This is a genomic window from Cupriavidus sp. DF5525 (assembly GCF_040149425.2).
Lineage (GTDB): Bacteria > Pseudomonadota > Gammaproteobacteria > Burkholderiales > Burkholderiaceae > Cupriavidus > Cupriavidus pickettii_A.
In genome coordinates, this window is record NZ_CP168265.1 from 1,099,807 (window position 1) to 1,121,847 (window position 22,041).

16 protein-coding genes are annotated in these 22,041 nt (G+C 68.1%); 8 read left to right on the forward strand and 8 right to left on the reverse strand.

Annotation, left to right across the window (positions count from 1 at the left end; genetic code table 11):
- Positions 1 to 20: 20 nt before the first annotated feature.
- Genes ABNX08_RS05280 through ABNX08_RS05290 form a run of 3 tightly spaced genes read right to left on the reverse strand, consistent with a single transcriptional unit; the run spans position 21 to position 2,718 of the window.
- Complete coding sequence (locus ABNX08_RS05280) at positions 21 to 1,196, reverse strand: VWA domain-containing protein (protein WP_022534120.1); 1,176 nt, start codon at positions 1,194 to 1,196, stop codon at positions 21 to 23.
- 9 nt (positions 1,197 to 1,205) lie between these two features.
- Positions 1,206 to 1,814 carry a GNAT family N-acetyltransferase gene (locus ABNX08_RS05285; RefSeq protein ID WP_022534121.1) on the reverse strand — a complete coding sequence of 203 codons (609 nt, stop codon included), beginning with the start codon at positions 1,812 to 1,814 and terminating at the stop codon, positions 1,206 to 1,208.
- 13 nt (positions 1,815 to 1,827) lie between these two features.
- Entirely contained in the window at positions 1,828 to 2,718 is an 891-nt protein-coding gene (locus ABNX08_RS05290; protein WP_022534122.1) for a MoxR family ATPase, read from the reverse strand.
- Between the two features lie 532 nt (positions 2,719 to 3,250).
- Here ABNX08_RS05290 and ABNX08_RS05295 point away from each other — a divergent pair.
- Entirely contained in the window at positions 3,251 to 3,598 is a 348-nt protein-coding gene (locus ABNX08_RS05295) for a cytochrome c (RefSeq protein WP_022534123.1), read from the forward strand.
- Positions 3,599 to 3,606: 8 nt separating this feature from the next.
- Positions 3,607 to 4,005, forward strand: coding sequence for a c-type cytochrome (locus ABNX08_RS05300; protein WP_022534124.1), 399 nt, complete (start codon positions 3,607 to 3,609; stop codon positions 4,003 to 4,005).
- A gap of 99 nt (positions 4,006 to 4,104) precedes the next feature.
- Here the strand turns inward: ABNX08_RS05300 and ABNX08_RS05305 are convergent, their stop codons facing one another.
- Complete coding sequence (locus tag ABNX08_RS05305; protein ID WP_041681281.1) at positions 4,105 to 5,094, reverse strand: FAD:protein FMN transferase; 990 nt, start codon at positions 5,092 to 5,094, stop codon at positions 4,105 to 4,107.
- Between the two features lie 311 nt (positions 5,095 to 5,405).
- On the opposite strand from ABNX08_RS05305, the gene nosZ reads away from it, so the two are divergent.
- From nosZ to ABNX08_RS05335, 6 genes are all read left to right on the forward strand, one after another.
- Positions 5,406 to 7,337, forward strand: a complete 1,932-nt coding sequence (nosZ, locus tag ABNX08_RS05310) for a TAT-dependent nitrous-oxide reductase (protein ID WP_022534126.1) — start codon at positions 5,406 to 5,408, stop codon at positions 7,335 to 7,337.
- An 83-nt stretch (positions 7,338 to 7,420) separates the two neighbouring features.
- Entirely contained in the window at positions 7,421 to 10,036 is a 2,616-nt protein-coding gene (locus ABNX08_RS05315; protein WP_349609449.1) for a 4Fe-4S binding protein, read from the forward strand.
- Positions 10,033 to 11,316 carry a nitrous oxide reductase family maturation protein NosD gene (locus tag ABNX08_RS05320; RefSeq protein WP_349609447.1) on the forward strand — a complete coding sequence of 428 codons (1,284 nt, stop codon included), beginning with the start codon at positions 10,033 to 10,035 and terminating at the stop codon, positions 11,314 to 11,316. The genes ABNX08_RS05315 and ABNX08_RS05320 overlap by 4 nt, the downstream gene beginning before the upstream one ends.
- Entirely contained in the window at positions 11,291 to 12,241 is a 951-nt protein-coding gene (locus ABNX08_RS05325) for an ABC transporter ATP-binding protein (protein ID WP_041680970.1), read from the forward strand. The genes ABNX08_RS05320 and ABNX08_RS05325 overlap by 26 nt, the downstream gene beginning before the upstream one ends.
- A 2-nt stretch (positions 12,242 to 12,243) precedes the next feature.
- On the forward strand, positions 12,244 to 13,080 hold the full coding sequence (locus ABNX08_RS05330; protein ID WP_349609445.1) for an ABC transporter permease subunit: 837 nt from the start codon (positions 12,244 to 12,246) through the stop codon (positions 13,078 to 13,080).
- Positions 13,080 to 13,613: a nitrous oxide reductase accessory protein NosL gene (locus ABNX08_RS05335; protein ID WP_022534131.1), complete on the forward strand. Its 534-nt coding sequence runs from the start codon at positions 13,080 to 13,082 to the stop codon at positions 13,611 to 13,613. The genes ABNX08_RS05330 and ABNX08_RS05335 overlap by 1 nt, the downstream gene beginning before the upstream one ends.
- Positions 13,614 to 13,656: 43 nt before the next feature.
- Here ABNX08_RS05335 and aroG read toward each other — a convergent pair whose 3' ends face one another.
- The 4 genes from aroG to ABNX08_RS05355 all read right to left on the reverse strand — a co-directional run bounded on the left by aroG (position 13,657) and on the right by ABNX08_RS05355 (position 21,993).
- Positions 13,657 to 14,736, reverse strand: a complete 1,080-nt coding sequence (aroG, locus tag ABNX08_RS05340; RefSeq protein ID WP_022534132.1) for a 3-deoxy-7-phosphoheptulonate synthase AroG — start codon at positions 14,734 to 14,736, stop codon at positions 13,657 to 13,659.
- Positions 14,737 to 15,222: 486 nt separating this feature from the next.
- Positions 15,223 to 16,683 (reverse strand): metalloprotease TldD, encoded by a 1,461-nt coding sequence (gene tldD / locus ABNX08_RS05345; RefSeq protein WP_022534133.1) that lies wholly within the window; start codon positions 16,681 to 16,683, stop codon positions 15,223 to 15,225.
- A 103-nt stretch (positions 16,684 to 16,786) separates the two neighbouring features.
- Positions 16,787 to 17,608 carry a carbon-nitrogen hydrolase family protein gene (locus tag ABNX08_RS05350; protein ID WP_022534134.1) on the reverse strand — a complete coding sequence of 274 codons (822 nt, stop codon included), beginning with the start codon at positions 17,606 to 17,608 and terminating at the stop codon, positions 16,787 to 16,789.
- Positions 17,609 to 17,670: 62 nt separating this feature from the next.
- Entirely contained in the window at positions 17,671 to 21,993 is a 4,323-nt protein-coding gene (locus ABNX08_RS05355; RefSeq protein WP_349609442.1) for a YhdP family protein, read from the reverse strand.
- Positions 21,994 to 22,041 lie beyond the last annotated feature (48 nt).

Here is a 22,041-nt window from a genome sequence, read left to right on the forward strand (position 1 = left end):
GGAAGAAAAGGGTGCTGCCGCTACTTCGACAGCACCTTCATCGCCTGCTCCAGCCCGGCCAGCGTGACCGGGAACATCCGGCCCTTCATCAGCTGGTTGATCACCGTGATCGACTGCCGGTATTGCCACAGCCCTTCCGGCTCGGGGTTGAGCCAGACGAAGTGCGGGAACTGCTCGGTCATGCGGTTCAGCCACACCGCGCCGGCTTCGGCGTTGTTGTACTCGACCGAGCCGCCCGGCTGCAGGATCTCGTACGGGCTCATGGTGGCGTCGCCGACGAAGATGATCTTGTAGTCGGGCGTGTACTTGTGCAGCAGGTCCCACGTGGCCAGCTTTTCGGCGTGGCGGCGGCGGTTGTTCTTCCACACGTAGTCGTACAGGCAGTTGTGGAAGTAGTAGTACTCCAGGTGCTTGAACTCGGTCTTGGTGGCCGAGAACAGTTCCTCCACGCGCTTGATGTGGTCGTCCATCGAGCCGCCCACGTCCATCAGCATCAGCACCTTGACCTTGTTGTGGCGCTCGGGCCGCAGCTTGATGTCGAGCAGGCCCGCGTTGGCCGCGGTGGAGTGGATGGTGTCGTCCAGGTCCAGTTCGGTATCGGCGCCTTCGCGCGCGAAGCGGCGCAGCCGGCGCAGCGCCACCTTGATGTTGCGCGTGCCCAGTTCGACCTGGTCGTCGTAGTCCTTGTAGGCGCGCGTCTCCCACACCTTGATCGCGGTGCGGTTGCCCTTGGAGGGACCGCCGATGCGGATGCCCTCGGGGTTGTAGCCGCCGTGGCCGAACGGCGAGGTGCCACCGGTGCCGATCCACTTGTTGCCGCCTTCGTGCTTTTCCTTCTGCTCTTCGAGCAGTTGCTTGAGGCGCTCCATCAGCTTGTCGAGCCCGCCCATGGCCTCGATCTTGGCCTTTTCCTCGGGCGACAGCTCGCGCTCCAGCGTCTTCTGCAGCCAGTCGAGCGGGATGTCGGACTTCCAGTCGACCAGGCTCTCCACGCCCTTGAAGTAGGCGGCGAAGGTCTGGTCGAACTTGTCGAAGTGCTTCTCGTCCTTGACCAGCGTCATGCGCGACAGGTAGTAGAACTCGTCGATCGACGGCGAGATGACCTGGGCCTTGAGCGCTTCCAGCATGGTCAGGTATTCCTTGACCGAGACCGGCAGCTTGGCGTGGCGCAGCGAGAAGAAGAAATCGATCAGCATGATGCCTCGCTATCGGGGGGGCTCGGCGCGCGGCCGCTCGAGCTGGAATTGCAGATGTTGACGCACCGTCGGCCATTCGCTGGCGATGATCGAAAACACCACGGTGTCGCGCAACGAGCCGTCCGGCATGCGCTGGTGGTTGCGCAGCACGCCGTCCTGCTTGGCGCCCAGGCGCGCGATCGCGGCGCGGCTCTGCTGGTTCATCCAGTGCGTGCGGAACTCCACGGCGATGCATTCGAGGTGGTCGAAGGCATGGCCCAGCAGCATCAGCTTGCATTCGGTGTTCAGCGGCGTGCGCTGGACGCGTCGTGCATACCAGGTCGAGCCGATCTCGACGCGGCGGTTGCCCGAGTCGATATTCATATAGGTGGTCATGCCCGCCAGCTCGCCCGCAGCGTCGCGCACCGCGAAGGGCAGCATCGAGCCTTGCTCCTGCAGGCCCAGGCGCCGCGCGATCTCGGCTTCCATGCGCTCGGGCGCGGGCACGCTGGTGTACCAGAGCTTCCACAGCTCGCCGTCGGCGCAGGCGGCGCGCAGGCCTTCGGCGTGATCGGGGCGCAGCGGCTCCAGCGTGGCGTGGCGGCCGACCAGCGCGACGGGTTTGGCGAACGCGGTCATGACGGGAGTCGCCTCAGCGGTTGGCGCGGTTCATGAACACCAGGCGCTCGAACAGGTGCACGTCCTGCTCGTTCTTCAGCAGCGCGCCATGCAGCGGCGGAATCGCGGCCTTCTTGTCCGGGCTCTTCAGCGCCTCGGGCGGGATGTCCTCGGCCATCAGCAGCTTGAGCCAGTCGATCAGCTCGGAGGTCGAGGGCTTCTTCTTCAGGCCCGGCAGGTTGCGCATCTCATAGAACGATTCCAGCGCGGCGGCGACCAGCTCGCGCTTGATGCCCGGGTAGTGGACGTCGACGATTTGCTGCATGGTGTCAGCGTCCGGGAACTTGATGTAGTGGAAGAAGCAGCGGCGCAGGAAGGCGTCGGGCAGTTCCTTCTCGTTGTTGGAGGTGATGATCACCAGCGGGCGGTGCTTTGCCTTGACCAGTTCGCGCGTCTCGTAGACGTAGAACTCCATGCGGTCGAGTTCGCGCAGCAGGTCGTTGGGGAATTCGATATCGGCCTTGTCGATCTCGTCGATCAGCAGCACGACCTGCTCGTCGGCCTCGAAGGCCTGCCACAGCACGCCCTTGATGATGTAGTTGCGGATGTCGTGGACGCGGTCGTCGCCCAGCTGCGAGTCGCGCAGGCGCGAGACAGCGTCGTACTCGTACAGGCCCTGCTGCGCCTTGGTGGTCGACTTGATATGCCATTGCAGCAGCGGCATGCCCAGCGCGGCGGCCACTTCCTCGGCCAGCATGGTCTTGCCGGTGCCGGGCTCGCCCTTGATCAGCAGCGGACGCTGCAGCGTGCGCGCGGCGTTGACGGCCAGCTTGAGGTCGTCGGTGGCGACATACTGGTCACTGCCCTCGAATTTGACCTGCTGGGCGGAGGGTGCTTGGGCGGAAGCGTTGGCGGAGTTTGACATGAGGCAACCTGAGGTGACGGCCGTGGATCGGCCGGGTTGGCGTGTGGCGCAGTCTCTTCGCGCTGTCACGCGCGCTTCATTATTGGAAATAGGGTCCGGAGCCGGGCGCCCGTGGCGGCGCTTCGGCAGCGGCTGCGAACGGTCGTGCGGATTCCCCGAATGGGCCAGTATAAAAGACCTTTGCGGTTCGTGTTGGCACGGTTGACGGGAGGGCCGCGTCCAGCCCCGGTCGCTGGACTGGCAGGTGCCGCCTGCTGTACAATGCGGCGGTTTGACGCGCCCCCACGTCCAGTTCTCCAGTATCCGGCAGTCCGCGTTCAGAAGTCCCAGCGGCCCTTCCGGGTCGCGGCGATTGCGAGAGGTGGTTCCAGAATGGTGTTCCACATCACGGCAAGCAACCGGATGCGACATGTCTGGCGGGTTGCACCTCGGCATTCCCACCGGCTGCCAGGCTTCCCGCAGAAGCATTCTGAAACCGTCTCCGCCCGGCAGGGCAGGTCACGCACGGTTTAACTTCCAATCCGCTAAGACAATGAAAAAGCTCCTCACGATGGTGGTGCTGGGCGCTGCTGCAACGGCAGCGCAGGCACAGGAAGTCAAGGGCAATGGAGACGCTGCCAAGGACAAGGTTGCAATGTGCATCGGATGCCACGGCATTCCGGGCTACCGTGCGTCGTTCCCGGAGATCTATGAAGTGCCGCTGCTGGGCGGCCAGAGCGCCAAGTACATTGAGAACGCGCTCAAGGCCTACCAGAAGGGCGAGCGCAAGCACCCGACCATGCGCAGCATCGCCGCTTCGCTGACCGAGCAGGACATCGCCAACGTAGCTGCCTACTATTCGCAGCAGAAGGCCGGCACGCAGAACAACTCCCTCAAGTAAGAGACCCCATGAAGACGCTCAAGACGCTTTCGTTCGCGCTCGGCGCACTCGTGCTGGGTGCTGCTGCCATGCCGGCTTCGGCCGCCGACCTTGCCAACGGCAAGGCGCTGGTAGAAAAGGGTGCCTGCGTGGCCTGCCACGGTGCTGGCATGAACAAGCCGATCTCGCCGGACTACCCGAAGCTCGCCGGCCAGCATGCCGATTACCTGTACCACGCGCTGCTGTCCTACCAGGTGTCGGGCAGCCCGCTGGTGGGCCGCTCCAACGCGATCATGGCCGGCCAGGTCAACGCCAACCCGGCCGTGACCGGCAAGGATGGCAAGCCGCGTCCGTTCACCCGCAAGGAACTGAAGGACATGGCCGCCTACATCGAGTCGCTGCCTGGCGACCTGGTGCTGAAGAAGTAAGCCGGTGCGCGGCCCTTGCCGCGCCGATGGCCAGGAAGCCGCTTCCCCGGAAGCGGCTTCTTCTTTTGGCGCGCCGAAGTGGCGGGCGCGGCGCTCCCTTCAGGCTTGCAGGCGCTGCGCCATGCCCGGCGACATCCATGGCCGGCCGTCGCCGGCGACCAGCGCATCGACGCCAGCCACCCCGGCCAGCAGCCGGCCCGCCGCAGCCTGGCCGGCCACCATCAGCGCGGCGCCCAGCCCGTTCACCGCCGCCGCCGTCGTCGCGACCAGCGTTACGCCGTGTGGCCCCGCCGAGGGCAGGCCGGTGGCGGGATCCAGCACATGGTGGTAGCGCCGGCCGCCGGCGATGAAGCAGCGCTCGTAGTCGCCGGATGACGCCACCACGGCGTCAGACACCTGCAGCACGCCCAGCAGCCGCGCCGGCGCCAGCGGGTCGCGCACGCCGACGCGCCAGTCGCGCCCTTGCAGCTGGCCGCTGGCCAGCACGTCGCCGCCGCCGTTGACCATTGCATGGCGCAGCCCGTGGCGCCGCAGGACCTGCATGCCCGCGTCAAGGATCGGCAGCTTGGCAATGCCGCCCAGGTCCAGGCGCATACCGGGGCGGGCCAGCATCGCCTCGCCGCGCCGGGCGTCGAGCATGACCTGCCGGTAGCCCACCAGCGGGCGTTCGCGCGCGAGCTCGGCGGCGTCGGGCACGCGGATGCCATCCTCGCCGAAGCGCCAGCCGGTGAAGGCACCGACCGTGATATCGAAGGCGCCGCCGCTACGCGCCGACACCGCGGCAGCGGCCTGCAGCACCGCCATCACTTCCGGCGCCACGCGCACCGGATGCCGGCCCGCCGCACGCTGCAGCGCGCTGACCTGGCTGTCGGGGCGGTAGCGGCTCATCAACTGCTCCAGCCGCGCCATCTCGCCGAAGGCCGCGGCGATGCCTGCCTGCACCGCGGTGTGGCTGGCGCCCTGCACGACGATGTCCACCCGCGTGCCCAGCAGGCGGCGCGACGCGCGCGTGACCGTGGGGTCGGCCAGCGCGGGTCGCACGAACATGCCGGTGGCGAGCAGCGGCACGCCGGCGGCGCCGCGGATCATGGCGCGGCGCGTGGTGTCGATGACAGCGGTGGAAGACAGTGTCTGCAGTAGGGTCTTGAAGCGCATGACGAGGTTCGCGGCGCTAGCCGCATCGGCCGGTGACGTTGCTGTGTCGCCATTCTCTGCGCAGCGCCCCCAAAAAACATGCATCAATAATGAATATTTAAGAGAACCCTGACGATCATCAACCTCGTTCGCGCCAACTGCTTCGAGTATCTGTAGCCGGCAGCACGAGGCCACAGGAAGACACACAACGAAGAAAGCCGGCGGAGCGGACTCCGCCCTTTGCAATGACGGTTCGAGGATCGAAGATGACCAGGCATTCCCAGGATCAACTGCCATACACCGATGCACCGGCCGCGCCGGGACGGCGGCGCTTTATCAATACTGCGGCGCTCGCCGGCCTTGCCGGCGTGGCAGCCTGCACCGACAAGGGCGGCGCGCCGGCCGCAGCCACCCCTGCAAGTGGCGCCGGTGCCCATGCCGCGCATGCCGGCACCTCCGTGCACCTGAAGCCGGGCGAGCTCGATACCTACTATGGCCTGTGGAGCGGCGGCCATGCCGGCGACGTGCGCGTGCTGGGATTGCCCTCCGGGCGCGAGCTGCACCGCATTCCATGCTTCGTGCCGGATGCGCTGACTGGATGGGGTATTACCAATGAATCCAAGCGCGTGATGGGCACGCGTCCCGACGGCAGCCTGCAATACACCGTCGGCGACACGCATCACGTGCATGCCTCGTACAAGGACGGCAACTACGACGGCCGCTATGCGTGGATCAACGACAAGATCAACGCGCGCCTGGCGCGCATCCGGCTCGACTACTTCATCTGCGACAAGATCACCGAGCTGCCCAATGTGCAGGGCTTCCACGGCATCTTCCCGGACAAGCGCGACCCCGTCGACGCGAAGATCAACTACACCACGCGCGTATTCTGCGGCGCCGAGTTTGGCGTGCCGCTGCCCAATACGCCGACCGAGGACGCCGGCAAGTACCGCTCGCTCTTCACCTGCGTCGACGCCGAATCGATGGCGGTGCGCTGGCAGGTGCTGATCGATGGCAACTGCGACCTGGTGGCGACCTCGTACGACGGCAAGCTGGCCGCCACCAACCAGTACAACGTGGAGATGGGCGCACGCTTCGAGGACATGATGTCGGCCGAGCGCGATGCCTGCCTGTTCTTCAACATCGCGCGCATCGAGGCGGCCATCAAGGAAGGCAAGTTCAAGACCATCGGTGCTTCGAAGGTGCCGGTGGTCGACGGCACGCATGCCGCCAACCAGGACCCGAAGACCGCGCTGACCGCCTATGTGTCGGTGCCCAAGAACCCGCACGGCGTCAATGCCAGCCCGGACCAGAAGTACTTCATCTGCGCGGGCAAGCTGTCGCCCACCGGCACGGTGATCGAGCTCGCCAGGGTGCTGGAATGGTTCGACGGCAAGCTGGCGAAGCTCGACGACGCCATCGTCGCCGAGGTCGAGCTGGGCCTGGGGCCGCTGCATACCGCGTTCGACGGCCGCGGCAATGCCTACACCACGCTGTTCCTGGACAGCCAGATCGTCAAGTGGAACATCGAAGCGGCGATCCGTTTCCACAAGGGCGACAAGAACGCGAAGTACGTGGTGGACCGGCTCGACGTGCAATACCAGCCCGGCCACCTCAATGCCTCGCAATCGGAGACGGTGGCCGCTGACGGCAAGTTCCTGGCGGTGGGCTGCAAGTTCTCCAAGGACCGCTTCCTGCCGGTGGGTCCGCTGCACGCGGAGAACGAGCAACTGATCGATATCTCCGGCGACAAGATGGTGCTGCTGGCGGACCACCCGGTGCACAGCGAACCGCATGACTTCGTCATCTTCCGCCGCGAGCTGCTGCGGCCCAGGCAGGTGTATGCACTGGACGATTTCCCGCTGGCGATCAAGGATGCGCAGCAATCCGGCGTGTTCCGCGACGGCAGGAAGGTGACGGTGAAGATCACCTCGCAGGCGCCGGTGTTCAGCCTGCGCGAGATCAAGCTGAAGAAGGGCGACGAGGTCACGCTGATCCTGACCAACCTGGACAAGATCGAGGACCTGACGCACGGTTTCGCCATCCCGAAGTACAACATCAATTTCATCGTCAATCCGCAGGAGACGGCGTCGGTGACCTTTGTCGCCGACAAGCCGGGCGTGTTTTGGTGCTATTGCACCCACTTCTGTCACGCGCTGCACCTGGAGATGCGCAGTCGCATGATCGTCGAGGCCTGAGCCGGCTTGCCCCGACCACTGCGCGCGCCGCCCTTCCCACACGGGAAGGGCGGCGCAACCCGCCTCGACAGCCTGCCATTTCCATGATTTACGCTATCCGCCAACTGTTCGCGGTCCTGCTGGCCGCATGCCTGCTAGGGGGGCTGTCCGCCACGACCGCGCACGCCGGCGCCTACGAGGCTGCGCTGCCGCCCGAGCTGGCCACGGCCGCAGACCTGTGCGCGCTGGTGTCGTGCGCCGAGGTGCTGCCCGGCGCCACCCGCTTCTCGCCGCGCAAGGGCCAGCCGCCTTATGTGGAGGGCTACGGCACCGGCGCCGACGGCAAGCCGGTGTTGCTCGGCTACGTGATGCTGTCCACCGATATCACCGATACGCCGGCGTATTCCGGCAAGCCGGTGGTGACGCTGATCGGCCTGGACACGCACGGCCGCTATGCCGGCGTGAAGGTGCTGAAGCATTCGGAGCCGATCCTGCTGCTGGGCATTCCGGAATCGGCCCTGCTGAATTTCAACCGGCAGTACGTGGGCAAGTCCGTCGCCGACAAGATCGAAGTGGGGCAGTCGCGCCCCGATGAAGGCGTGGTCGGGGTCGATGCCATTTCCGGCGCCACCGTGACCGTGATCGCGCAGAACCAGGTGCTGACCACGTCGGGTGCGGCAGTCGCGCGGCAGGTCGGCATCCTGGCGCCGACGCAGCGCGCGCCGGCAAGCTTTGCCCAAAGCGGCAAGCGCTACAGCTGGCAGCAACTGGCGGCGAGCGGCGCGGTGCAGCGGCTGCTGGTGCAGCCGGCGCAGGTTGGCCTGCAAGGTGCTGACGGGCCGTTTATCGAGCTGTGGTTCGGCGACCTCAACCATCCCGATATCGGGCGCAGCGTGCTGGGCGACGCCGGCTGGCAGGGGCTGCGGGCGCAGTTGCAGCCGGACGAGCACGCCATCTTCGTGATCCGCACCGCGGGCGCGGAATCGTTCAAGGGCTCGGGCTTCGTGCGCGGCGGCATCTATGACCGAGTGCAGGTGCGCCAGGGCGCGGACGCGTTCACCTTCCGCGACCTCGACTACCTGAACCTCTATGGCGTGGCAGCGGAGGGCGCGCCGACGCCTACCGAGTCGGCGATCTTCGTGATCCGCTCGCCGGGCTTTTCCGCGGCGTATCCGTGGAAGCTGTCGTTCCTCGGCAATCGCGTGGACCGCGCCACCGGCACGCGCAGCTTTGCCAGCTTCGACGCGCCATACTGGCTGCCCGAGACCATGCTGCAGGGTGGCCGGCCGCATATCGACGAGCCCGAGGCACCGTGGCGCAAGGTCTGGCGCAAGCAGGCGAGCGCCATCGCGCTGTTCGTGGCACTGCAGTGCGCCGTCACGCTGGTCTACGCGCTGCGCGACCGCCTGACGCGGCGCGCCACGCACAAGAACAAGTGGCCGGTGAATGCGTTCAAGTACACGGCCTGGGCGCTCAGCATCATGTTCGTCGGCTTTGGCGCGATGGCGCAGCCATCGGTCACGCAGGTGCTGACGTGGTTCCATGCGCTGCTGCTGCGCTGGGACTGGGCGCTGTTCCTGAGTGATCCCTTTATCTTCTGCTTCTGGATCTTCATTATCGTCACGGTGCTGCTGTTCGGGCGCGGGCTGTTCTGCGGCTGGCTGTGCCCGTTCGGCTCGCTGTCCGAGGCGATCTTCAAGCTGGGCCGCTTCCTCGGCCTCAAACGCTGGCAGCGGCAACTGCCGCGCCGGTGGCATGACCGGCTCAAGTGGGTCAAGTACGGCGTGTTCTTCGGGCTGCTGGCGGTGTCGGTGTTCTCGATGGGGCTGGCCGAAATGCTGGCGGAAGTCGAGCCGTTCAAGACCACGTTCCTGGTCGGTATCGGCAACCGGGCCTGGCCGTATGGGCTCTTCGCCTGCACGCTGCTGGGGCTGTCGCTGTTTATCGAACGGCCGTACTGCAAGTACCTGTGCCCGCTCGGCGCCGCGCTGGCGATGCCGAGCACGTTCCGCTGGTTCGGGCTGCGGCGCAAGGCGGATTGCAACCGCTGCAAGGCGTGCGCGGTGGGCTGTGGCTCCCATGCGATCGATGCCAACGGTCGTATCGACCAGCGCGAATGCCTGCATTGCCTGGACTGCATGGTGCTTTACACCGACACGCGCGGCTGCCCGCCGCTGGCGCGCGAGCGCAAGCGGCGCGAGCGCGACGGGCTGGCGCTGACGCCGGTGGGCCGCGACGGCTATTTCATTCCGGTGGTGCCAGTTTCGGTGCCGGGTGCGGCGCCGAAACTGGCGGGCCCGGATCCGCGCCTGCCGACCGATCCGGTGGCGCCGCCGTACGCAGCCAAGGCGGGCGCCGCGCGCTGGCTCAGCGCGCTGTGGGATCACCTCTGGCCGTGGAGCGGGCAGGGCTGGCGCTCGGCGCGCGCGCTGCAGGTGGCGGGGCTCGCGATTGCGCTGGCGGCCACCGTGGCCTGGGCGCTGGCCGCCACCGGGCAGCTGCGCGCCGGCGCCGTGATCGGCTGGTGGCTGGGCTGGAGCGTGTACGAGGTGCTGATCCGGCTGTCGGGACGACGCTATGTCAAGGACGGCCCGTGGTGGCGCGGCCGCTACCGGCGCGCCACCGTGATGGACATGCTGTGCTACGTCGGCTTCAAGAACCTGCTGGTGGGCGCCGTGTTGTTCCTGACGCTGAAGGGCATGGGGATGCTGTCCGCATGAAGCCGTTCCTTGCCCTGGCGATGGCGTGCGCGCTTGTCGCCGCACAGGCGCATGCCGCCACCTGGCGCGTGCGCCCGGGCGATCCCTTGCAGCCTGCGATCGAAGCGGCCCGTGCGGGCGACACCATCGACATCGAACGCGGCACCTACACCGGCAACTTTGTCGTCGGCAAGCCGCTGTTGCTGCGCGGCATCGGCCGGCCCACGCTCAGCGGCGCGCTGCGCGGCGACACGCTGCGCATCACCGCCTCCGACGTGGTGGTGGAAGGCCTGATCGTGCGCGATTCCGGCGACAGCCTGAAGGACCAGAACGCCGGTATCTACATCCAGCCCGGCGCGCACCGCGCCGTCGTGCGCCGCTGCGACCTGACCTACAACCTGTTCGGCCTGTGGATCGAAAAGGCCGACGACGTGCGCGTCGAAGCCAACACCATCACCGGCAAGCGCGACTACAACTCGGCGCAGCGCGGCAACGGCGTGCAGCTCTATAACACGCGCGGCGCGCGCATCCTCGACAACAACATCAGCTTCGTGCGCGATGCGCTCTATGTGGACGTATCGCACCAGGCGGTCTTCCGCGGCAACCGGCTGCACCACAGCCGCTACGGCACCCATTACATGAACTCGTACCACAACCTGTGGGAAGACAACGACAGCTACCGCAATCGCGGCGGGCTGGCGCTGATGGAAGTGCGCGACCAGGTCGTGCGCAACAACCGCACCTGGGGCAACGCCGACCACGGCATCATGCTGCGCACGCTGCAGGATTCGGTGATCGAGGGCAACGTGGTCGCGCACAATCAGCGCGGCTTCTTTATCTACGACGTCGAGTATGCGCAGCTGCGCGGCAACCTGGTGCTGGGCAACGCCATCGGCGTGCACCTGTCGGCGGGCTCGACCCGCAACGTGGTGCAGGGCAACGACTTCATCGGCAACCGCGAGCCGGTGCGCTATGTCGGCGCCCGCGACGAGCCCTGGGGCGGGCGCAATCCGTCCGAGCGCCTGCAGGGCAACTACTGGAGCAACTACCTGGGCTGGGATCGCGACGGCGACAGCGTGGGCGACGTCCCATACCAGGCCAACGACCTGGTCGACCGGCTCAGCTGGCGCTACCCGGGCGTGACGCTGCTGCTGGGCAGCCCCGCACTGCAGGCGCTGCGGCTGGCCGGGCGCCAGTTCCCGGTGATCCGGGTGCCGGGCGTGGTCGATGCCTATCCGCGGATGCGTCCGGCCCGCGCCAACTGGAGGAACTGGCATGAGCAGACCGACGCCGGCAACTGATCCGGCCATGGGCGTCATCGTGCTGTCTGGTGTCAGCAAGCACTTTGGCGCGCTGCGTGCCGTCGACGATGTCAGCCTGACCGTCGGGCAGGGCGAGCTACTCGGGCTGATCGGCCATAACGGCGCAGGCAAGAGCACGTTGTTCCGCATGATGCTGGGCCTGTTGCCGCCCACGCAAGGCACGCTGGTTGTCGCCGGTGCCGCCGTGGGCAGTCACGCCTTCCGGGCCGCGCGGCGCGGCATCGGCTACCTGCCCGAGCACCTGGTGCTGTACGACAACCTGAGCGGGCTGGAGACGCTGCGCTTCTTCGCGCGACTGAAAGGCGTGCCCGCCGATGCATGCGTGCCGATGCTGGCGCAGGTGGGCCTGTCCGGCGCCGCCGCGCGCCCGGTGCGCGAGTACTCGAAAGGCATGCGGCAACGGCTCGGGTTTGCGCAGGCGCTGCTGGGCGCGCCGCGCGTGCTGTTTCTCGACGAGCCGACCAACGGGCTGGACCCGGCCGCGATCCGCGACTTCTACGCCATGCTCAACGCGCTGCGCGAGACCGGGGTGACCATCGTCATCACGTCGCACATACTGGCCGAGCTGCAGCAGCGCATCGACCGCTTTGCCATCCTGTCCGCGGGCCGGCTGCAGGCCACCGGCAGCCTGGAGGCACTACGTGCCCGGGCCGGAATGCCGCTCACGCTGGCACTGCGGGTCGAGCCGGGCGCGCGCGACGAGGCGCTGCGCATGCTGGGCCCGCCGGCGCAGCACGCGCTGGAGATTGTTGAAGGCGCCACGCCCGGCGAGCTGACCGTGCGCTGCCCGGCCGCCGCCAAGATGCCGGTGCTGGCCGCGCTGCAGCCACTCGCAAGCCGGCTGCTGGACCTGCAGATCCGCGAGCCGTCGCTCGAAGACCTGTTCCTTGGCATGAGGGGATAAGCATGTGCGCGTGGATCGATGCAAGGCAGGTTGCCGCGCTCGCGGCCAAGGAATTCCGGGACCGGATGCGCAACCGCTGGGTGCTGGCCGTGGCCGCGGTCTTCACCGCGTTGTCGGTGGCGATCGGCTACTTCGGCGGCGCCGAGCAGGGCGTGCTAGGGCCGCGCTCGCTGGAGTTCGTCATCACCAGCCTGGCCAGCCTGGTGATCTACCTGGTGCCGATGATCGCGCTGCTGCTGGGCTTCGACGCCGTGGTGGGCGAGCGCGAGCGCGGCTCGCTGGACCTGCTGCTGTCCTTGCCGCTGACGCGCGGCGAGCTGCTGCTGGGCAAGTACCTGGGGCTGGCCGCCGCGCTGGTGCTGGCCACCGCCGGCGGCTTTGCGCTGATGGCGGTGCTGCTGGCGCGCCAGTTCGGCTGGCCGGGGCTGTACCACTACCTCGGCTTCGTCGCCAGCGCGGCGCTGCTCGGCCTCGCGTTCCTGAGTCTGGCGCTGTGGCTGTCGGTGTTGAGCCGCGATCGCGCGCAGGCGTCGGGGCTGGCCATCGGCCTGTGGTTCTTCTTCGTGCTGGTGTTCGACCTGTTGCTGCTCGGGGTGCTGGTTGCCGGCGGCGGCGAGGGCAACAGCGTCGCCGCCACCGACTGGATCGCCTGGCTGCTGTTGCTGAACCCGGCTGACCTGTTCCGTATCGTCAATGCCTTTTCATTGGACCAGTTGCGCAGCGCCGGCGGTGTTGCCAGCATCGTGCCGCCCGCGCTGGCCAGCCCCTGGCCGACCGGCGCGGCGCTGGTGGCGTGGATCGCCGTGCCGCTGGTTCTTGCTGCCAGGAGATTCCGCTGATGTGTTCCCCTTTGTCATTACGTCGCCGCAACCTGCTTCTGGCCATGGCCGGCAGCGCCGTCCTGGTCGCCGCCTGCGGTCGCAAGCCGGATGCCGCCGCGCAACCGGAAGAGCTCGAGTCCGCCACCGCCTGCGCGCTGGACGGCATGCTGCTGGCCGACTATCCCGGGCCGAAGGCGCAGGTCTTCTACCTGGGCGAGGCGCACCCGCACTGGTTCTGCGATACGGTGGAGATGTTCCACGCGCTGCTGCGGCCGGAGCGGATCAGGCCGGTGCGCGCGGCGTTCGTGCAGGACATGGCCCGCGCCGACTGGGAGCGTCCGCGCGGCCACTGGTTCGATGCCACCACCGGCCTCTATGTTGCCGGCAGCCGGCGCCATGGCTCGATGGGGCCGACGCTGGCCAGCTTCAGGGCCGAAAGCGATGCCGCCGCCTTTATTGCCCGCCATGGTGGGAAACTGCTGCGCTACGCCGAGGTCACGCCGGACCTGGCCGACCTCAGCGGCGGCGCCATGCATGACAGCCGGATGTAGCCGGCCGCCATGCGTGCGGGCATGAGCGCCCGCAGCTTCAGCATCAGTTGCCGCTGCCCGGCACCAGCCGGCGCTGGCGCACCGACTCGGCCAGGCCCTCGAGCACCTTGACCGAGTCGTCCCAGCCGATGCAGGCATCGGTCACGGACTGGCCGTAGGTCAGGTTCTCCACCGGCGTGCCCTGCACGTGGTCCTGTCGCCCCGCCACCAGGTGCGATTCGACCATCACGCCGATGATGCGCTCATCGCCGCCGGCGATCTGGCGGCCAATGTCTTCGCACACCGGGATCTGGTTCTCATGCTTCTTGCTGCTGTTGGCGTGCGAGGCATCGATCATCAGGCGCGAGGCCAGGCCGGCCTTGGCGATGGCGTCGCACGCTTCCTGCACGCTGGCGGCGTCGTAGTTGGGCGCCTTGCCGCCGCGCAGGATCACGTGGCAGTCCTCGTTGCCGGAGGTCGAAACGATCGCCGAGTGGCCGCCCTTGGTTACCGACAGGAAATGGTGCGGCTGCGAGGCGGCCTTGATTGCGTCCACTGCGATCTTGACGTTGCCGTCGGTGCCGTTCTTGAAGCCCACCGGGCACGACAGTCCCGATGCCAGCTCGCGGTGCACCTGCGACTCGGTGGTGCGCGCACCGATCGCGCCCCAGCTGACCAGGTCGGCGATGTATTGCGGGCTGATCATGTCCAGGTATTCGGTGCCGGTCGGCACGCCCATCTCACTGATGTTCAGCAGCAGCTCGCGCGCGGTGCGCAGGCCGTCGTTGATCTTGAAGCTGCCGTCCATGTGCGGGTCGTTGATCAGGCCCTTCCAGCCCACCGTGGTGCGCGGCTTCTCGAAGTACACGCGCATCACCACTTCCAGCTCGCCGGCGAAGCGCTCGCGCTGGTCCTTGAGCAGCTTGGCGTAATCCAGCGCGGCATGGGTATCGTGGATCGAGCAGGGGCCGATGATGACGATCAGCCGGTCATCCATGCCGTGCAGGATGCGGTGCATGGCCTGGCGCGCGCCGTAGATCACGTCCGAGGCCTTTTCGGAGCAGGCAAACTCGCGGATCAGGTGCGCGGGCGGCAGCAGTTCCTTGAGTTCGCGAATGCGCAGGTCGTCGGTGTTCTTCAGCATGATGGCTCCGGGATTTCTGTGAGGTCGTGGAGTGGGGAATCGGGTTCTTGGGGTACTTCGGCAAACAGGTATAAAAAAACCGCCAGGGTCGCTGGCGGTTTCTTTTGTATTCGGGGCGCTGCTTACAGCCGTCCCTCCCTATCCGCCAGCGGTGTGAGATCGCTAAAAAAGTAAAAGTAAAACTTAGCGGACATGGCGGAAAAAAACGTTGGCTTGGGTCAGGCTGGGTCGATTTGGTCGGTAGGCGCTGAATTTATGCTGCACTGCGTGGCAGAAAGGCAGGAAATTGCGCGCCGGTGGACGATTTTTCGCGGTGCGTCCGTTGCTTGTCGCACAGCGAAGCATCTTTATAGCGCCTTTTGAAAATGTTGGCAAGTGTCGGCGACGCCGCGTTCTTCCGCAACGGCCGTGGGCTGCGGCCATGGCGCGTCGCGCCAATGAAAAACGGGACCGTGTAGGTCCCGTTTTCCGTATCGCGCGGAGGCGTCAGGCGGTGCCACCCACCGTCATGTTCTCGATGCGCAGCGTCGGCTGGCCCACGCCCACCGGCACGCTCTGGCCTTCCTTGCCGCATACGCCGACGCCCGAATCCAGGCGCATGTCGTTGCCGATCATGGTGACGTCCTTCAGCGATTCCGGGCCGTTGCCGATCAGCGTCGCGCCCTTGACCGGGTAGCTGATCTTGCCGTCCTCGATCATGTACGCCTCGCTCGCCGAGAACACGAACTTGCCGTTGGTGATGTCGACCTGGCCGCCGCCGAAGTTGACCGCGTACAGGCCCTTCTTGACGCTAGCGATGATCTCCTGCGGATCCTTGTCGCCATTGAGCATATATGTGTTGGTCATGCGCGGCATCGGCAGCGCGGCATAGCTTTCGCGGCGTGCGTTGCCGGTGACCGGCATCTTCATCAGGCGCGCGTTGAGCGTGTCCTGGATATAGCCGCGCAGGATGCCGTCCTCGATCAGCGTGGTGCACTGGGTCGGGTTACCTTCATCGTCCAGGTTGAGCGAGCCGCGGCGGTTGGCCAGCGTGCCGTCGTCGACCACGGTCACGCCCCTGGCCGCGACGCGTTCGCCCATGCGGCCGGCAAAGGCCGACGAGCCCTTGCGGTTGAAGTCGCCTTCCAGGCCGTGGCCGACCGCTTCGTGCAGCAGCACGCCGGGCCAGCCCGGGCCGAGCACCACGGTCATGGCGCCGGCCGGGGCGGGGCGCGCATCCAGGTTGACCAGCGCCGACGACACCGCCTCGTTCACGTAGGTCTGCAGCAGGTCGTCGGTGAAGTAGCCGTAGGCATAACGGCCGCCGCCACCGGACGAGCCGATCTCGCGGCGCCCGCCCTGTTCGGCGATGACCGTGACCGAAACGCGCACCAGCGGGCGCACGTCGGCGGCGATCACGCCGTCGCTGCGCGCCACCAGCACCACGTCGTATTCGCCAGCGAGGCCCGCCATCACCTGCACCACGCGCGAGTCCTTGGCGCGTGCCATGCGCTCGATGCGTTCGAGCAGGGCCACCTTTTCGGCCGCGCTCATCGAATCGAGCGGGTCGTTGGGGGCGTACAGGTTGCGCCCGGCGTGCGTGGCCATCTCGCCAGCGACCTTGATGCGGCCGCTGCCGGCCCGGCCGATGGTGCGCGTGGCCGCTGCCGCCTGCGACAGCGCCGGCAGGCTGATGTCATCCGAGTAGGCGAAGGCAGTGCGGTCGCCCGAGATGGCGCGCACGCCCACGCCCTGGTCGATGCTGAAACTGCCCGACTTGACAATGCCTTCTTCCAGGCTCCAGGCCTCGTTGCGGGTGTACTGGAAGTACAGGTCGGCGTAGTCGACCTTGTGCGTGAAGATATCGGCCAGCACGCGCTGGAGCTTGGCTTCATCCAGGCCGTACGGCGCCAGCAGCAGTTGCTGCGCGGTGGCCAGGTTGCGGATTCCGAGATCGCCGGCGTTCATGAAATGTCCTTTCTAACTTTGGATCGTGCCGGCTTGCTCTCTGTCTTGCCGGCGCGGGAAAATCCGTGAGCGGGCGCCCGCAGGCCCCGCGATTGCGTACATGCTACAGCACCCTGTGTCGCAGCGCCGGCAGGTTCTGCCGGACCTCGTCCAGGCGTGCCGGGTCGATGACACCGCCGACCACGCCTTCGCCCTCGGGCAGCATGGCCAGCACTTCGCCCCAGGGATCGACCAGCATCGAATGACCCCAGGTGCGCCGCCCGTTCTCATGCTTGCCGCCCTGTGCGGCGGCCAGCACATAGCACTGGTTCTCGATGGCGCGGGCGCGCAGCAGGATTTCCCAGTGCGCCTGCCCGGTGGTGTAGGTGAAGGCGGCGGGCATCAGAATCACGCTGGTGCCTTCGCCTGCGGCCAGACCGCGGTACAGCTCCGGAAAGCGCAGGTCGTAGCACACTGACATCGCCACCCGGCCGCACGGCGCATCGAAGCTGACCGGCGTGCGGCCGGCCAGGATGGTGCGCGACTCGTCATAGTTCTCGGTGCCGCGGGTGAAGCCGAACAGGTGGATCTTGTCGTAGCGTGCCACGCGCTCGCCGCGCGGGTCGAAGGCGAGCGAGGTGTTGTAGACGCGCTCCGGGTCGTCGCACCACATCGGCAGCGTGCCGCCCACCAGCCAGATGCCGTGGCGGCGCGCCGCGTCGGCCAGGAACTGCTGCACCGGGCCGTCGCCGTCGTGCTCGCGCACGGCGATCTTGTCGGATTCGGACCGGCCCATCATGCAGAAGTACTCGGGCAGCAGCACCAGCTGCGCGCCGCTGGCGGCGGCCTCGGCGATCAGCGCGTCGGCGCGTGCGAGGTTGGCATCGAGCGAAGTGCCGGTGACGGTCTGGACCGCGGCAACGCGAAACGGGGCGGGGGCTGTCATGGGCGTTGGTTTCCTCTGTGGACGGCGAAAGGTTCACCGGTAAAGCAGGTTCACCAAGAAAATCAGCGCGGGAAGGCCGGATCCGCGCCGTTCTGGAAGGTCGTGCCTCGCGCCTTATTGTCCTCCACTTTGCCGATCTGCGGGTTGGCCCAGCTGCCGGTGATGCGGTAGTGCTGGGTGAACATCTTGGAGAATTCGTCGGCGAACAGCAACTGGGCGGCCAGCGTGCCGATGCCCAGCACCGGGTTGATAAACGCGGCGGCGACCGAGGTGGAGGTGGCGTTGATGCGCGGCACCACGTCCACGCGCAGGTCCTGCGTCTCGCGCAGCAGGTTGGCGGTGCCGGCCATGCTGGCGATGATCTGCGGGCTGCGGAGCTGGAATTCCTCGATCGTGCCGACGCCGTTCTCGATGGTGCCGGTGCCGGCAATGCGGTCGAACAGCAGTCCGCGCCCGGACAGGGTGCGGAAATCCAGCGTGGCAAAGCGCAGCAGCCCTTGCAGGCTGAGCACGCCCAGCAGCCGCGCCGCGCCCGGCTCGACGCTCAGGATCTGGCCGTTCTCCAGTTCCAGCGACAGCTTGCCGGACAGCGTCGGATAGTCGATCGACAGCGGCGAGCCGCGCCAGGCCACGCGCCCCTCCAGTTTGCCCTTGCCGTCCTGCAGCGTATGCGCCAGGCCCAGGCGGTCGAGCGTGGCGCCGGCGTCGCGGATATCGATGACAAACGACAGCAGCGTGCGGCGCTCGGCGTTGCCATCGGCGCGCAGGCGGCGCGGCACGCGCCAGCTGCCGCTGCCGGTGAGCGTGGCGCCGGGCTGGTCGATCTGCAGCTTGTCCAGCGTCCAGACCGGGTCGGCGCCGCTCATGCCGGTACGCGCCTTGACCTCGAGCTTGCCGAAGTCTTTCCCGCGCAGCATGAACTGGTCGGCCACCAGGTCGATCGCGGGCAGGTCGTCGATGCTGCTGGCGAGCGCGTCCACCACGTTGTGTTCGTCGCTGGCATCGGGCACGTTCAGGCGCGACAGGCGCAGCTGCAGCGAGCCGGACGCCGACGGCCCGGCCGGGCGCCACTGCACCGCGCCGGCGACCTGGCGCGAGTCGACCTTGGCGTTCCAGCCGTCGCCCTCGCGCGTCGCGTCCAGCGTCACATCATCCAGCGTGCGGCCCATGCCGTGCAGCGTGCGTGCGCGCAGCGCGATGCGGCCGGGCAGGAAGGGCGAGGGTGTCCCCGCGGCGTTGCCGTTGGCGGCGGTCGTGGCGAAGGCGGCGCGCCAGGCGTCGATATCGAGCTGCTCGAAGGTGGCGGCGGCACTGACGCCGGCTGCCGGCGGCGGCGCCGCCTGCTGCACGCCGATGCCGCCGGCGAGCACCTCGATGCCGTTGTTGCCGCTGTCGCCATTCTGGTCGCGGCGCAGCAGGTAGCGCGCGTTCAGCGCATTGCCGAGTTGCACCACCAGTTCGTCAGTGCCGGCGCGGCCCGCGCCGCTGGCCGGGCGCAGGTCCACCCGCAGCGGCAGGTCGGGCGCCGCGGCCTTGGCCAGCGGCGCGGGCAGGCTGATCGCCATGCCGTTGAGTTCGGAGCTGAGCTGCACCTGCAGCTGACGCTGCGGGGCAACGCCGACGGTGCCGATCACCACGCTGTAGCCCGTGCTGCCTTCGAGGCGCGCCGCCAGAGGCGCCAGCGCCGAGCCCGCGGCCGCCTCGCGCAGCCCGGCCGCCGAGGCGTTGCCGCTGGCGCTCACGCGCGTGGCGCCGTCGGGCTGGGTGCCTCCGCCCAGCCGCACCTCGCCGCCCAGGAAGCGCGCGCGCAGGTTTTCCAGCCCGAAGCCGTGCTCGTTGAACGTGATGGTGCCGCTGGCGTTGCCCAGCAGCGGCATCTGCGGGCTCAGCACGACATCGTTGCCCGGGAAGTGGAAGCGGCCCGCGACCTTGGCGGCGTTGGCGTGTTCCAGCGGCATGTCTAGCTTGAGCTTGAGTTCGCCGTTGCCATGCGCGCGCGCCGCATCGGCCACGCGCGCGGTCCATTCGCGCACCGGCGAGGTGGTGATATAGCGCAGGAAGCCCTGCACCGGACCGCTGGCGCCGCCGTCGATCACCAGCCGGCCATGCTCGCTGAGATCGTCGATGCGCCCGCTGACGTCCTGCAGCGTGACGCCGGGGATATCCTGCACCGCCGCTCGCTTCGCCAGGAAGGTCATGCCGCCGCGATCGAACACCACCTGTCCGGCGATATCGCTAAAGTCCGGCCACAGCGGCGCGCCGCCGGCGGCGCCGGTGGCGGTCTCGTGCGGGGCGATCTGGTAGCGCACGTGTTCGATCGGCACCTCGACGCGGAACTCGCCCGCCTTCTCGTGCGGAGCGTGGAACGGGAAGTGCGCCAGGTCGCCCTTGAGCACGAAGCGCACGTTGGCCGCCTCGCCGCCCGCCAGCGCGCCGGCTAGGTAGTGCCGGGTGCCGGCCGGGATCGACAGCGGCAGGTAGCGCGGCACGCGCGCCACCTGGGCCCGGGTCATTTCGCCGCTCAGGTCGGCGATGCCGGAGCCGTCGTCGCCGCCTTCGCGCCAGGTGCCGCGCACCGTGCCCGCCGCGTCGGCATTGGCAAAGCGGATGCCGTCCAGCGTCACCGCCAGCTTGCCGCCGGTATGGGTCCAGCGCACGTCGCCGCCGATCTGGTCGAAGGGCAGGCGCGGCTCTTCAAAGAGGCCGGGCAGCGTCAGCGCCGCGCCACTGCCTTCGAAACGGATACTGCCCTGCTGGTCGTCAAAGGCGAAGGTTCCGGACAGGTTCGAGAAGCCGGGCGTGCCCAGCCGCGGCCTGCCGTCGGCGCCCAGCGCCGGCGCCGCCGGCTGGCCGTTGAGCGAGACGTTGCGCAGCGTGCCCTGCAACTTGTAGTGCGCCTTGCCGTCGCGGCGATCCAGCATGCCGGTGCGCTCGCGGCTCCAGCTGACTTCGAGGTTGTCCAGGTGGCCGGCCGGCTGCAGCGCCCGCAGCCGGCGCAGCAGCGCCGTGTCCAGCGGCATCGAGGTGGCTAGCGCGCGCACTGTGTTCAGGTCCAGCGTGGGCGCCTTGAGCGAGAACTTGCGCAGGCTGCCGTCGTTGTTGCTGGCCCAGCCCAGGGTGACCTTGCGCATGCCTTCGCGCCAGGTGCTGTCGCCGGCAGCGGCCTGCCCGTCGCCCTCGGCCGGCTGCCATAGCAGCGTGTCGACGGTCAGCAGGTTACTGCCGTCTCGCTCGGTGCGGTGCAGCAGGAAGGCCTGCGCGTTGGCCAGCCGCAGCGGCGCGGTGGCGCCGGCCAGCTGCAGGTCGACGCCGCTGGCGCGCAGCCGGGTCTGGCTGCGCACGATGCGGCCCTCGCGGAATTCGATGCTGCCGTCGGTGCTGAAGGTGCCGCTGGCGACGCGCTCGAACATCGCCAGGTAGCGCTGCAGCACCGGCAGCTGCAGCTGGCCGAGGTCCCAGGTGGCCTGGCCGGTCCAGTAGCGCCAGTTGCCGGCGCTGTGCAGGTAGTCGTTGCGGAAGGTGGACTGCACCACCAGCGGGCGCGGGCCCAGCGCCGGAGAGCGCGCTTCCAGCGTCACCGCATGGCGCGCGCCAACGCGGCGGGCGTCGAGGCGGATCTCGCCCACGTCGAGCTGCGGCAGCTTTGCCTTTTCGTCGAGCCAGCGCAGCTTGCCGCCCGACAGCGAGACCCGGCCCTGCGACGTCAGCCAGCCCAGGAAGCGGTCGTCGTCCTGCTGGCCGCCGGTCGCGTCCACCAGCATGCCGCCGACCAGCAGCCGGCCTTCGGGCGTGCGGCGTACCAGCACGTCGGTGCCGGTGGCGCTGAGCGTGACGAACTGCAAGTTCATGCTGAACAGCGAGCGCCACGCCAGCTTGCCGTCGAGCGTGGCGGAGGCGAGCAGCACGCGGCGCTGGGCGTCCACGGCGCGCAAGTCCCCCGCGCGGAAGGCGGGATGCCAGCCGTCCCAGTAGGTATCGAGCGTGCCGATGCTGACCTGTGCCGACAGCGCCGCCGAGGCGCGCTCTTCCAGCCACTGGCGCGCGGTCGATGCCTGCGGCCACAGCACGAAGCGGACCAGCAGGCCCACCACCAGCGCCAGCACAGCCAGCACCAGCGCCAGGCGCACCAGCGCGCGGCCCAGCCCGCGCCAGCACGGATGGCGCACGGCGGCGGCCGTCGCGCGCAGGCCGGCCTGCACGCCCGCGCGGGCCAGTCCGCCGGCGCGCGCAAAGGCGGACGCCTTGCGCGGGGCGCCAGGGGCATCGATCTGAGGGGAAGCCGCAGGATGTGAGGAGGACGAGGCCAGCGTAGCGGCGGCCTCGTGCCCACCCGCGCCGCTATTGGGGGGAGAACCGTCAGCGGGTTGTGGGGCACGGCTGGACATGCGCAGATTATCCGACAATACTAGCCGCTCTCCAATCTGGTGCCCGGC

What these genes read in the sequence shown, in the direction of transcription:
- ABNX08_RS05280 (WP_022534120.1), bottom strand. Translation starts at nt 1,196, where the DNA reads ATGCTGATCGATTTCTTCTTCTCGCTGCGCCACGCCAAGCTGCCGGTC.
- ABNX08_RS05285 (WP_022534121.1), bottom strand. Translation starts at nt 1,814, where the DNA reads ATGACCGCGTTCGCCAAACCCGTCGCGCTGGTCGGCCGCCACGCCACG.
- ABNX08_RS05290 (WP_022534122.1), bottom strand. Translation starts at nt 2,718, where the DNA reads ATGTCAAACTCCGCCAACGCTTCCGCCCAAGCACCCTCCGCCCAGCAG.
- ABNX08_RS05295 (WP_022534123.1), top strand. Translation starts at nt 3,251, where the DNA reads ATGAAAAAGCTCCTCACGATGGTGGTGCTGGGCGCTGCTGCAACGGCA.
- ABNX08_RS05300 (WP_022534124.1), top strand. Translation starts at nt 3,607, where the DNA reads ATGAAGACGCTCAAGACGCTTTCGTTCGCGCTCGGCGCACTCGTGCTG.
- ABNX08_RS05305 (WP_041681281.1), bottom strand. Translation starts at nt 5,094, where the DNA reads ATGATCCGCGGCGCCGCCGGCGTGCCGCTGCTCGCCACCGGCATGTTC.
- nosZ (WP_022534126.1), top strand. Translation starts at nt 5,406, where the DNA reads ATGACCAGGCATTCCCAGGATCAACTGCCATACACCGATGCACCGGCC.
- ABNX08_RS05315 (WP_349609449.1), top strand. Translation starts at nt 7,421, where the DNA reads ATGATTTACGCTATCCGCCAACTGTTCGCGGTCCTGCTGGCCGCATGC.
- ABNX08_RS05320 (WP_349609447.1), top strand. Translation starts at nt 10,033, where the DNA reads ATGAAGCCGTTCCTTGCCCTGGCGATGGCGTGCGCGCTTGTCGCCGCA.
- ABNX08_RS05325 (WP_041680970.1), top strand. Translation starts at nt 11,291, where the DNA reads ATGAGCAGACCGACGCCGGCAACTGATCCGGCCATGGGCGTCATCGTG.
- ABNX08_RS05330 (WP_349609445.1), top strand. Translation starts at nt 12,244, where the DNA reads ATGTGCGCGTGGATCGATGCAAGGCAGGTTGCCGCGCTCGCGGCCAAG.
- ABNX08_RS05335 (WP_022534131.1), top strand. Translation starts at nt 13,080, where the DNA reads ATGTGTTCCCCTTTGTCATTACGTCGCCGCAACCTGCTTCTGGCCATG.
- aroG (WP_022534132.1), bottom strand. Translation starts at nt 14,736, where the DNA reads ATGCTGAAGAACACCGACGACCTGCGCATTCGCGAACTCAAGGAACTG.
- tldD (WP_022534133.1), bottom strand. Translation starts at nt 16,683, where the DNA reads ATGAACGCCGGCGATCTCGGAATCCGCAACCTGGCCACCGCGCAGCAA.
- ABNX08_RS05350 (WP_022534134.1), bottom strand. Translation starts at nt 17,608, where the DNA reads ATGACAGCCCCCGCCCCGTTTCGCGTTGCCGCGGTCCAGACCGTCACC.
- ABNX08_RS05355 (WP_349609442.1), bottom strand. Translation starts at nt 21,993, where the DNA reads ATGTCCAGCCGTGCCCCACAACCCGCTGACGGTTCTCCCCCCAATAGC.